The sequence below is a fragment of the Dyadobacter sp. genome (assembly GCF_051859145.1).
GTDB lineage: Bacteria > Bacteroidota > Bacteroidia > Cytophagales > Spirosomataceae > Dyadobacter.
Map to the genome: position 1 here is coordinate 1 of NZ_JBHYGF010000325.1, position 4,928 is coordinate 4,928.

Below are 4,928 nucleotides of genomic sequence, written 5' to 3' on the forward strand. Positions count from 1 at the left end.
GTACCCCAAGTGGGTTCAACACGATATCAACAGGTGTTCCGTCTTCAAGGAATGGCATATCTTCGTCACGTACAATACGGGCAACTACCCCTTTGTTACCGTGGCGACCAGCCATTTTATCACCAACTTTCAGCTTACGTTTCTTAGCGATATAAACTTTCGCCAATTTCACGATGCCTGCCGGCAACTCGTCACCAACTTCGAGAGCGAAACGATCGCGTTTGAAGCGGCCCATAATTTCACTTCTTGCATTGAGGTAATTTTTCAGTACAAGAGAGATTTGGCGGTTAGTATCAGCATCCTCAGTCCATGAATCTGTCAATACGTCCCCGATCAAGTTTACTTCTTCAGGAACTGCGTACTGGCTTTCGTCACGATATGGGTTGTTTGCAGGGAACAAGTTTTCAGAGATATTTCTCACGTTAAACTTCATTCCTTTGCTGATCAGCTCATCACCAAATTTGTGCTTAACTCCTTGCGTTGTTTTACCATCAGTAAGCTGAACCAACTTATCGATAATGCGGCTGCGCAAAGCAGTAAGATCACGTCCGTATTTTTTCATCAACAAACGTAGCTCATCTTTGTGCTTAGCACGTTCTTCCTTGGTAGGGCGGGAGAAAAGTTTGGTATCAATAACCACACCTTTCATGGATGGTGGTGCTTTCTTAGAAGCATCCTTCACATCACCAGCTTTATCTCCAAAGATGGCGCGGAGCAGTTTTTCTTCCGGAGTCGGATCAGATTCTCCTTTTGGCGTAATCTTACCAATCAGGATATCTCCTTCTTTAACTTCGGTACCAACTTGTACGATACCATTTTCATCCAGGTTCTTAACTGTTTCCTCACTTACGTTTGGAATTTCAGCTGTCAACTCCTCTTCACCACGTTTGGTATCACGAACTTCAAGCTCAAATTCTTCAATGTGGATTGAGGTAAAGATATCGTCGCGAACAACCTTCTCAGAAATCACGATCGCATCCTCAAAGTTGTATCCCTGCCAAGGCATGAATGCAACCAAAAGGTTACGTCCCAAAGCAAGTTCACCACCTTCGGTACCATATCCCTGGCATAGAGCCTCCCCTTTGGAAACCTTCTGGCCTTTCAGAACCATCGGTTGCAGGTTGAGACATGTATCCTGGTTGGTACGACGGAATTTAACCAGATCATAGGATACACTGTCCTCAATAAAACTAACCAGACGCTCGTCGTCCGTTCTGTCATATTTTACGACTATTTTCTTGGCATCCACGTATTCAATCACACCGTCTCCTTCTGCAACAACCAACGCTCGTGAATCCATTGCCACACGCTTTTCCAGACCAGTTCCCACGATTGGCGCCTGTGGACGCAATAATGGAACACCCTGGCGCTGCATGTTCGATCCCATCAGGGCACGGTTAGCATCATCATGTTCGAGGAACGGGATAAGCGAAGCCGCAACAGATACAATCTGGTTGGCTGCAACGTCCATATAAGATGCCTGAGAAGGATCCACCATCGGGAAGTCCCCTTCAAAACGTGTCTTGATTTTTTCTACCGTAAAGTTTCCGCTCTTATCGACCGAGGCATTTGCCTGGGCAATGTATTTGGAATCTTCTTCTTCGGCAGTCATGTATATAATATCATTCGTCAGCTTTCCGCCACCATCAATAACACGGTAAGGGGTTTCGATAAAACCCATTCCGTTTACTTTGGCAAATACACAAAGAGATGAAATCAAACCGATATTTGGTCCCTCAGGCGTTTCAATCGTACAAAGACGACCGTAGTGCGTGTAGTGAACGTCACGAACCTCGAAACCTGCTCTTTCACGCGAAAGACCACCAGGCCCAAGGGCAGACATACGTCTTTTGTGCGTAATCTCAGCCAATGGATTGGTTTGATCCATAAACTGTGACAACTGGTTGGTACCAAAGAATGAGTTGATAACAGAAGACAATGTACGCGCATTGATCAAATCAACAGGCTTGAAATCCTCATTATCACGCACATTCATACGCTCCTTAATGGTACGCGCCATACGCGCAAGACCAACACCAAACTGCGCATAAAGCTGCTCGCCTACTGTACGCACACGACGGTTTGACAAGTGGTCAATATCATCAACAACTGCTTTTGCATTGATCAAACCGATCAGATACTTCACAATTGAAACAATATCTCCGGTTGTCAGAACGCGCACGTCAAGACTAGTGTCAGAACCTAGCTTTTTGTTGATACGGTAACGGCCAACATCACCAAGATCGTAACGTTTGTCACTGAAGAACAAGCTTTGAATTACATCCCGGGCTGTTTGTTCGTCAGGAGCTTCTGCATTACGCAACTGGCGGTAAATTTGCTCAACTGCCTCCTTATCAGAGTTAGAGCTATCTTTTTGCAGGGTATTATAAATGATGTTATAATCCGCTACGTTCATATCTTCTTTGTGAAGAATCACTGATTTCTGACCTGACTCGGTGATTACATCGATATCATCAGCAGAAATAGTAGAATCGCGTTCCAGCAAAACTTCGTTACGCTGGATAGAAACTACCTCACCAGTATCTTCATCCACGAAATCCTCAGTCCAGGTGCGAAGAACCCTTGCAGCCAAACGACGACCTACTGCCTTTTTAAGGTTTGCAGGAGTAGCGCTGATTTCCTCAGATAATCCGAACAGGTCAAGGATATCTTTATCAGAACCAAAACCGATCGCTCTCAAAAGGGTAGTTACCGGGAATTTCTTCTTACGGTCGATGTATGCATACATCACATTATTCACGTCAGTCGAGAATTCAATCCATGAACCTTTGAACGGAATAATACGTGCAGAATATAGTTTAGAGCCATTTGTGTGCTTGCTCATCGAGAAGAACACGCCCGGCGAACGGTGAAGCTGAGATACGATAACACGCTCAGCACCATTGATTACAAATGAACCTCTTTCGGTCATGTAAGGAATGTTTCCTAAGAAAACCTCCTGTTCAATGGTTTCAAATTCTTCGTGATCAGCGTCATTACAGATCAAACGCAATTTCGCTTTAAGCGGGACTGCGTAAGTAAGTCCGCGATCGATAGATTCGTCAACAGAGTATTTTGGTGGTTCAAGAAGATAGTCAATGAACTCCAAAACGAAATTGTCGCGTGAATCTGCAATTGGAAAGTTCTCAGCGAAAACTTTGTACAATCCTTCTCCTGAACGATCTTCTACCGAAGTATCCAAACTGAAAAAATCCCGGAACGATTGTACCTGGATTCCTAGCAGATCCGGATAATCGATAATCTGATTAATCCTTGAGAAGTTCTTTCTAGGTGTTGTTGCTTTAATTGTAGCCAAGGCTATGTTTGATTTGGGTTAGAAGAAAACCGCGCTACTTGATTTCGAATGCGTGGTATATTGGATTAAACCTAATCTAATGCCTCGTAGAGAATAAGATAATGGCCCCTTTTCTGTCTTTTCTACGAGTAAAGAAGTGTTTCGGGCAGATTATCAGAGAAGAAAATAGTGGCTGCAACCGGATGTTGCCACCTTTATACAAAACGTCAAAAGAACTATTTTCGTTTGGTATATACTCAAAATAGGAAAAGACCTGACGATTGTCAGGCCTGTTCCCTGTAATTATTGGATGCTGTTGAAGCGCAAATTATTTTACTTCAACTTCTGCACCTGCTTCTTCAAGTTGTTTTTTCAAAGCTTCTGCTTCGTCTTTCGCAACTCCTTCTTTAACAGGTTTTGGAGCACCGTCAACTAGTTCTTTCGCTTCTTTCAGTCCAAGACCAGTAAGGTCTTTAACCAATTTCACAACAGCAAGTTTGCTTGCACCAGCTGATTTCAAGATTACATCAAAAGATGTTTTCTCTTCCACCGCAGGAGCATCTGAACCACCGCCACCAGCAGGACCTGCTACCATAACTGCACCAGCAGCCGCAGGCTCAATACCGTACTCATCTTTAAGAATTGTAGCCAATTCGTTCACTTCTTTAACCGTTAGGTTAACAAGCTGTTCTGCGAAAGCTTTCAAATCTGCCATTTTATTTTTGATTTTTTGATTATACAATAAGATGATTTAAAAAGCTCCAATTTTCTTGACCCGGAGAGCTAAGCCTGGCTATTTAATTAGTCTTCTTTTTCAGACAAAGTTTTAAGAATACCAGCCAATTTGTTACCGCCGCTTGAAAGAGCACCGATAACATTTTTAGCAGGCGACTGCAACAATCCGATAACTTCTCCGATCAATTCTTGTTTAGATTTGAGAGAGATCAGAACATCAAGCTGGCTCTCGCCAACAAAAACCGCAGTATCAACAGAAGCTCCTTTAAATTTAAGCTTGTCGCTACCAGATTTCTTCTTGAATTCTTTTATCAGCTGTGCAGGAACTTTACCTGACTCCGGATGAAACATCACTCCAGAAAATCCTTTCAACACTTCGTCGAATGAAGAATAATCTGTATCTAATGTTTCGAGCGCTTTTCTAATCAATGTATTCTTAACAACACGATACTCAATACCGCGCTCAAAGCACAATCCTCTTAGCTGGTTAACCTCGCTAACAGACATTCCACTCGCGCTTGTAATATAGAAGTACGGAGTGCTAGCGAATTTTTGACTTAACTCGTCTATAATTACTGCTTTCTCTTCCCTTGTCATATTATAATCCTGGAATCGTGTTTTTATCAATAACAACACCCGGGCTCATCGTACTAGACAAGTGAATGCTTTTCACGTAAGTACCTTTTGCCGAAGATGGTTTAAGGCGTACCAAGGTGTTGATAACTTCCTGTGCATTCTGTGCAAGCTGGTCAGTTCCGAAAGAAACTTTTCCTACGCTGGTGTGAATGATTCCCGTTTTATCAACTTTAAAATCAATCTTACCTGCTTTTACTTCTTTAACAGCTTTGCCTACTTCAGGGGTTACCGTTCCCGATTTAGGGTTTGGCATTAATCCGCG

General features: G+C 43.0%; 3 protein-coding genes and 1 pseudogene. All 4 read right to left on the reverse strand.

Going from position 1 to position 4,928, the window contains the following annotated elements; translation table 11 throughout:
• A partial coding sequence (gene rpoB, locus ACTIE6_RS17550; protein ID WP_439557879.1) for a DNA-directed RNA polymerase subunit beta occupies positions 1-3,316 on the reverse strand: 3,316 nt, incomplete at its 3' end.
• Between the two features lie 307 nt (positions 3,317-3,623).
• Positions 3,624-4,010, reverse strand: coding sequence for a 50S ribosomal protein L7/L12 (gene rplL, locus ACTIE6_RS17555; protein ID WP_439557881.1), 387 nt, complete (start codon positions 4,008-4,010; stop codon positions 3,624-3,626).
• 86 nt (positions 4,011-4,096) lie between these two features.
• The gene (rplJ, locus tag ACTIE6_RS17560) at positions 4,097-4,627 is read right to left on the reverse strand and encodes a 50S ribosomal protein L10 (RefSeq protein ID WP_439557880.1); all 531 of its coding nucleotides are present in this window, start codon (positions 4,625-4,627) and stop codon (positions 4,097-4,099) included.
• 1 nt (position 4,628) lies between these two features.
• A pseudogene (locus ACTIE6_RS17565) lies at positions 4,629-4,928 on the reverse strand (50S ribosomal protein L1); the annotation flags it as partial.

Excerpts from the sequence above, each read along its gene's own strand:
- rplL (WP_439557881.1), bottom strand. The coding sequence starts at position 4,010 with ATGGCAGATTTGAAAGCTTTCGCAGAACAGCTTGTTAACCTAACGGTT.
- rplJ (WP_439557880.1), bottom strand. The coding sequence starts at position 4,627 with ATGACAAGGGAAGAGAAAGCAGTAATTATAGACGAGTTAAGTCAAAAA.